Origin of the sequence: Serratia sp. (in: enterobacteria) (assembly GCF_051654945.1) — a bacterium.
Taxonomy (GTDB): domain Bacteria; phylum Pseudomonadota; class Gammaproteobacteria; order Enterobacterales; family Enterobacteriaceae; genus Chania.
Genome location: NZ_JBOFZA010000025.1, coordinates 1 through 5,582 on the forward strand (window position 1 = coordinate 1; position 5,582 = coordinate 5,582).

The window sequence follows — 5,582 nt, forward strand, 5'->3', positions numbered from 1 at the left end:
CCAACGACTGCCGACCATCCAATAATTTTTATCATTACTGCACCTGAATAATGACCTGCGCTGTCGCGCTGACTTTGCCCGCTGTCACCGTTTTGCCCGGTAAAGCCTTCAACGTGGCGTTAAGGGTTTTGGTGTACGAGGTAACACCGCTGACTACCGCGCCTGGCGTAGCGTCGTCCAATACCGGATACCACCCTGCCGCATTCCCCCCGAGTACCGAACCACTCAGTGTACTGAGCAGATTCATCGGTGTACCGTTAGTACGTGAGATCTGGATCCCCACACCGCTGGCGATCATCGGATCAGAACCATAGCCGTCTGACAGCAGATAGCTGACCCCCGACCCAGGGGTACCAAAACCGGCCGCCACCGCCGCCGCCGCATTGGCCGGTCTGACCAGGATCCCCATGGCGGTCTGATTGGCGGCAATGCCGCTGGCGAATGCATTTACGCCAGTATTAGCCGGGGCACCCGTCTGACAATCGAACCGGATAGTGATCGGTCGCTGGCGCGTAACGCCCGCTTGTAATTGTGCAACGGAAATAATCGGAAAAAGCACCGTTGGCGTTACGTTAGTGACCGAACAGGTCGCAGAGAAACGAATATAAGTACGGTTGAACAAGTTTACCGAGCCGGGCCAATAGGCTGTCCAGCCATCGATATTTGCCTTGGAATCCGCCCCATCGTACAATCCAGACGCGATCCCTCCCCCCCGGAACGCGATATAAGCGGCGGGTTCTTGTAGCGAGTAAATGCCCGATTGAGTCATTGGTCCAGAGGCATTGCTAAAGCGGAATAACTCCACGTTGGTGTTGCTGAAATCCTTGGCCTTCACCAGGATCCACCCCTGCGAGTCGGTATCCAGATTGGTTAACGGACGGGATTTCCAGTAGCGGGAGTAATATTCCCCCGTCACCATATTGGTCGCACGTAACGCCATACCGTTGACATACGTTTGGTAAGACTCCGGCAGGCCGTAGGCAGAACCTACCTCAACTCCGCCCCCATAAGGCGAATAGCCGTTGGTCGCATAAAATTCGTACAACTTACCGACTTCGTCGGCCGTACAGCGAAACAGGATCTGATCCGCACTGAACATGCTGGTGCCGGCCTCCAGAAAGTTGACCGTGCTGCTGGCCAGTAATGTCCCATCAGGCTGGAAAGTACTGCTATTGATGTTGATCACCGTCGGCAGTGTACCGGCAGAACCTGATGTCGCGGATGTTGTACTCCAACTGCCTCCGACGCCCTTGCCGGGTTCAGTATAAGTATTCGAATTAGGGTTGGTATCGGTGGCGGTTATTTTAAAGCAGGCCGCCCAGCCGGGGGTCGTCAATGCCATTCCGGTCAGCATCAATAACGCCGCAGTCAATGTGTTACACATGGTTATCCCTCTCGTTACGTTCTGCGTCATTTGCATGGCAACACCAGACGATACAGTGATTGTTTCATATCTTGCCCTTGTAGATCGTAGTCCAACGTACACTGTTCATTGGTGTTATCCCCCCATTTCACTCGCAGTTGTCCCTTTTTACCCGCGGCCCGCGCATAAATCTGATTACCTTGGCCCACCAGGCCAACAACGACGTTGTTGCTGTCATAAACATGGCTACCCAGTGGCAGAGTGCTGCCAGTACTGGGCAATTTTATCAGTAGTGCGTAGCCTTCCAGCGTTTTAAAACGCACTTTTATTGCAGAACCGGCATAGGGCGCGACGCGCTGCTGATTCTCGGTCAGTTCAGCGCTCTGATTTTCGATCCCCTTGGCATCGAGGCTGATTTCGTTGTAACGGTATGGCACCAGGGAAGGCACGATGGCATAGCCGAAATCGTTAATCTTTGCCCCCATGCCGTTCATCACTTGCGCCCCCGCAACGCCATCGGCTTCGACCAGGGCAAAGGTGTCACCAAGATACGGTCCCAACGTGACACCGCCGCTGTGGATCACCGCCGCGCCACGCGCACTCGCCCCCCCCTGCGTATAATTTCTACCCTGCGAGAAACTCCCCCCCACGGTGACAACAGGCAACTGTTTGGTCAGGTTGGCCCCGAAACTCCCGCCTTCGCCCCCGGAGTTGAATGCACTGTTAACGGAGTAGCTCAGGGTGTGATCTTCGCCAAGTGTACCCGCCATCGCCGCCTGGTAATTGTCATTTCCGTTGCTGCCCGTTTGGTGGGTTACTCCCGCCGAAAGCATCGGGGCACGCGGGCCACTTCCCCACGGGACAGACACCGAGAACGTGGCGATATCTTGCGTTGTACCTTGATTGACGTCACCTTTCGATACCACCCCGGTTGGGGTACGCCCGGTTTGTAGGCGGCCAAGCGACAGGTTGTAACTCACGCCATTATAGTTTTGTGAATATGCCAGTTGGTACTGGGTATCGTTTCCTCGCCCCCCCCGGTAAGTGCTGGCAGAACCGGAAAAATAGAGTTGGCCATATTCCCCCAGCCCCTGGCTGACGGTAGCGACAAACTGATTGCTCTGCTGATAAGAGTTGGAAAGCCAGACGTTATTATCCCCGCTCGCCTCACGGACCCCTAACACATCTGCCAGGTCGCGATAGCCTTCGGTTGAATAGCGGTAACCCGCCAATGCCAGCGTCGTCGAGGTTGGGGTAAACGTGCGGCTATAAGTCGCTCCGACCCGCCAGCCATCCACCGTCGTGTCCCACATATCCGCTCGTGAATAGGTGGCATTGACACCCAGCGCACCTAGCTGACTGGCAAAAACGGCACCGCCCAGCAATGCCTGATAGCCATCCGAGATACGCACACCCGAGTTGGCGGTGATGGCGTTGGTCAGGCCGGCCTGATAGGTCAGATCGGTAAACGCCGTATTGCTGTTGCCGATATTGCGAACCTGGCCCGCGGAAAAACTCACGCGAGATTGCCCAGGTCGCATTGAGTCAGATACTGCAGAAAATGGCACGGTAAAGGATGAAACCCGGCCATCCGCTTCCTGTACCTCCACCACCAGGTCACCCTGGTAACTGGTCGGATACAGGTCGTCAATGACGAAGGCCCCGGGCGCTACCGTGGTTTGATAAATCTGTACGCCAGACTGGCTGACGCTGACTTTGGCCGTGGTTGCGGCAACGCCACGAATGGTCGGCGCATAGCCACGTTGTGACTCTGGCAGCATGCGGTCATCGGTTTCCAACTGCACCCCCCGAAAGCCCAGACTACTGAACAGACGGCCTGACGTGAAGCTGTCACCCAGCGTCAACTGGCTGCCAATTGACGGCAGTGGACGCTGGACATAATTACGCACCGAATTCCACTGGCTGTTGCTTGGGGCCGCGTCGCTGGTGAAACGGGTAAAGGTCGACTGTTGACGAAATTGCCACAAGCCAAGGTTAAAACCGGTGTTAAGCCCCAGATAGGTCGATTCGGTGGTATTGCCCGAGGCCTGTGTTCGATAGTAATTGGTATCATAATTGGCAAAGGCAACAGTTTCCCCGGCGGATAAATCGCCGGTTGAAACTGTCCCTCGGGCGGTACGTTGCATCATTGCCTGCGGCACGAACAGATCGAGACGTAAACGGGCAAAATCGAAACGGCTCGAAGCCCCGTCAACCTGCTGCTCCAGATCCCGGCACTGCCTTGTATCACGGGTTTTCTCTTTGATGTTATCTGCCAAAATACCGGCCTCCATCAACAACTCCCGCGTAAAACACGCAGACACTCGATCCTGTTCCCCGGCAGCAAATACCAACGTTTGCCGTGACAGGAAGGCGCTGTTAATGAATAAATCGACCTGATATGTTCCAGGATCGACAACGTTTACATGATTAAAGCGCGCAATGCTGTTTTGTTCTTTGGCACTGCCCACCAACATGTTGTCATCAAACTCAAACACGTTGCCGCTTTCGCCTGCAAAAGCGGGAGGGAGTATCAGCCACAATAACAGCGCCAGTGGCTTTAATTGACTTATATTTGAAGGCGCTCTCAACCCTGGCATCATTTGGCCACTATCGGCATTACATCGTGATGTATATTTTTTTGCTTCCATGACTTGCGCGTCTCTTTACTGCAGGGGACAGGATGTCCATACAACTGGCTGGTCCAATCAGTTCAACGTCGCTTGCGCGCGACTTTGCCCACCGTAGTCGTTAACCAGGGTGAAGATAACTTTTTGTGCTCCAGCAAGGGGTGTGGCACTATTTTCTACTCTCCAGCTGACTTGCGATTTGGGCGGCACCATATCCGTCCTGAAAGGCACTTCCTGGTCACCCACCATCACTGCCGCCTTGATAAAGGAGGCGTAATAACCCGAATCGTTATTGACCGTCAGCCCCCATTGCCCGCGCTGTTGTTTCAGCGAGAAGCGGATCTGTTCGGCAACTTTTTCAGCCCCCCCCACGATCCCATTGGGGCGATAGAAGATTTTGACCCGATTGCGCAGCACTACTATCATCTGGTTCTCTGCTGCCCCGGCGATATTTTTCGGCGGAATTTGTACGCTGTTGAGATAAAACACAGATTCACGATCTTGTGGCAGATCTTTGCCGGTATACATCAAACGAACCGACTGCCCGGTTTTGGGTTCAATACGGAACAATGCTGGCACCACAATAAATGGGCCATCGGCATTATCCGGGGTGGAGGCGGGATTATTGACGTCCGACCACATCTGCACGACATACGGGATGGTATCATTGTTGGTCAGTTGCACTGTTTGTGATTGTGCACCCGCGGGATAAATCACCCGAGTATTGAGCATCACTACGCTGGCCATTACCGGGTCGACCAGTAATAAAAACAGGGCAGTTAACGTGCCAATGAAATAATTGGAATATCGGGTATTCATGCTAAACATCCTCATTGATTGTCATCCTTACATTTTTTGACTCAAAAAAATCCGAGTCCGACAGGGATAACAACGTTGACAGGTGTTATTGTTAACTTCATGCGCAAATAAGATTACTCATCCGCAGCAAGAAAAATCATTTTGCACTGGATGGAAACTCGCTGGTCAACCCACTTCGCTGACCAACGTTAAGAACAGGAATTTACTTGTTATTGGTAAGAAACAGAGTACTGCACGCTACCCAATACAGAACCTGGCGTGGCAGTGCCTTCAGAGTAATATTCCACAGCAAAATCATAAGCCCCAGAAGTGGCGTTGGCCGCCAGTGACAGACCGGCAGCGCCAGTCTGTCCAGTCAGGTCCAACGGAGTCGCGGGGGCCAGCGGGTCGACCAGTTGCAGCGACACCTTGCCTGCAGTACCGGTGTTGCCCATTCGACCATCTGCCGTCAGGTTGTTGCCGACAAAGACAGTTTGGATCGCGGTAGCACTGTCAGAAGCCGTACACCCCGTCAGACCAATAGTAAATGGCGTCTGTCCAGCAGTACTGCCACTGGTCGCCAATGCTGCAGTGGCTACCGTGGGCAACAAGATCAGTGGTGTCGAGGCATTGCCATTAATGCTGATATCGCACGTTTGATCGGCCACTTCACCCTGGAACTTAATGGTATTATCAGCCCATGTGGCGGTAGATAAAACCAGACCGGAGATCATGATTGCAATGTTTTTCATTTTCATACTTTGTATTTCCTTTTCTATTGTCGTGATGAG

At 53.4% G+C, this 5,582-nt stretch carries 4 protein-coding genes; all 4 read right to left on the minus strand.

Annotated elements, in window-relative coordinates; genetic code table 11:
* Nucleotides 1-34: 34 nt before the first annotated feature.
* On the minus strand, nt 35-1,384 hold the full coding sequence (locus ACRDCA_RS02095) for a fimbrial protein (RefSeq protein WP_438688099.1): 1,350 nt from the start codon (nt 1,382-1,384) through the stop codon (nt 35-37).
* Between the two features lie 26 nt (nt 1,385-1,410).
* Nucleotides 1,411-3,906, minus strand: a complete 2,496-nt coding sequence (locus tag ACRDCA_RS02100; protein WP_438688100.1) for a fimbria/pilus outer membrane usher protein — start codon at nt 3,904-3,906, stop codon at nt 1,411-1,413.
* Nucleotides 3,907-4,071: 165 nt separating this feature from the next.
* Nucleotides 4,072-4,812 carry a fimbrial biogenesis chaperone gene (locus ACRDCA_RS02105; RefSeq protein ID WP_438688101.1) on the minus strand — a complete coding sequence of 247 codons (741 nt, stop codon included), beginning with the start codon at nt 4,810-4,812 and terminating at the stop codon, nt 4,072-4,074.
* Between the two features lie 209 nt (nt 4,813-5,021).
* Complete coding sequence (locus ACRDCA_RS02110; protein ID WP_438688102.1) at nt 5,022-5,549, minus strand: fimbrial protein; 528 nt, start codon at nt 5,547-5,549, stop codon at nt 5,022-5,024.
* Between the last annotated feature and the right edge of the window lie 33 nt (nt 5,550-5,582).

Bases quoted from the DNA above. Each gene is read 5' to 3' on its own strand.
- ACRDCA_RS02095 (WP_438688099.1), bottom strand. From the start codon at position 1,384: ATGTGTAACACATTGACTGCGGCGTTATTGATGCTGACCGGAATGGCA.
- ACRDCA_RS02105 (WP_438688101.1), bottom strand. From the start codon at position 4,812: ATGAATACCCGATATTCCAATTATTTCATTGGCACGTTAACTGCCCTG.
- ACRDCA_RS02110 (WP_438688102.1), bottom strand. From the start codon at position 5,549: ATGAAAATGAAAAACATTGCAATCATGATCTCCGGTCTGGTTTTATCT.